This is a genomic window from Vreelandella venusta, from assembly GCF_007989605.1.
Lineage (GTDB): Bacteria > Pseudomonadota > Gammaproteobacteria > Pseudomonadales > Halomonadaceae > Vreelandella > Vreelandella venusta.
Map to the genome: position 1 here is coordinate 1 of NZ_BJUL01000057.1, position 1,105 is coordinate 1,105.

The window sequence follows — 1,105 nt, forward strand, 5'->3', positions numbered from 1 at the left end:
ATGAAAGTACTCGTCGCGGTTAAACGCGTCATCGACTATAACGTCAAAATCCGCGTCAAAGCGGACAACTCTGATGTTGATCTTACCAACGTCAAAATGGCGATGAATCCCTTCTGCGAAATTGCCGTAGAAGAAGCGGTGCGCCTCAAAGAGAGGGGTGTTGCGACAGAGGTCGTGGCCGTTACCGTTGGCCCTAAGGCGGCTCAAGAGCAGTTGCGCACCGCGCTAGCGCTTGGGGCAGACCGTGCTATTCATATTGAAACCGACGAGCGCGTTGAGTCGCTTGCGGTGGCCAAGCTACTTGCTAAGGTTGTTGACGAAGAGCAGCCTGGCTTAGTGATTCTCGGTAAGCAGGCCATCGATACCGACAACAATCAAACGGGGCAAATGCTGGCCGCGCTGACCAACCTTCCTCAGGGTACTTTTGCCTCTGAGGTTGCTGTTGACGGTGACAAGGTTAATGTCACTCGCGAAATCGATGGTGGCCTGCAAACCGTCGCGCTTTCTCTGCCTGCTATCGTTACCACCGATTTGCGTTTGAACGAGCCGCGTTACGCGAAGTTGCCCGACATCATGAAGGCCAAGAAGAAGCCGCTGGATACCAAAACGCCCGCTGATTACGGGGTTGAAGTGGCCTCCAAGGTTAGTCTGCTCAAAGTGGAGTCCCCGGCAGAGCGCAAAGGTGGTGTTAAAGTCGCCTCGGTAGATGAATTGATCGACAAACTGAAAAACGAAGCCAAAGTGCTTTAATAGGAGCTGATCTCATGAGCATTCTGGTACTTGCCGACCTCCATGAAGGTCAGTTAGCGGGCGCAACCGCTCACGTGGTTGCTGCTGCCAAGGCGATTGGTGGTGATATCGACGTGCTGGTGGCCGGTGAAGGCGTCCAAGCGGCTGCGGATGCTGCCGCAAAGCTTGACGGTGTCAGTAAAGTTCGCGTTGCCGATAACGCCGTATACGCCCATCAGCTTGCCGAGCCAATGGGCGCGCTATTGGTTGAATTGGCTGGCGACTATACCCACGTGTTGGCCGGCGCCTCTACCACTGGTAAAAACGTACTGCCGCGCTTGGCTGCCTTGAAGGATGTTAGCCAGCTGTCCGACGT

At 54.8% G+C, this 1,105-nt stretch carries 1 protein-coding gene and 1 pseudogene; both read left to right on the forward strand.

The annotated features are described in order from the left end of the window. Complete coding sequence (locus HVE01_RS19735) at positions 1 to 750, forward strand: electron transfer flavoprotein subunit beta/FixA family protein (RefSeq protein WP_146945492.1); 750 nt, start codon at positions 1 to 3, stop codon at positions 748 to 750. Between the two features lie 14 nt (positions 751 to 764). Then, positions 765 to 1,105 (forward strand): annotated as a pseudogene (locus HVE01_RS19740) (electron transfer flavoprotein subunit alpha/FixB family protein); the annotation flags it as partial.

Coding starts and splice junctions, on each gene's coding strand:
- HVE01_RS19735 (WP_146945492.1), top strand. CDS start 1: ATGAAAGTACTCGTCGCGGTTAAACGCGTCATCGACTATAACGTCAAA.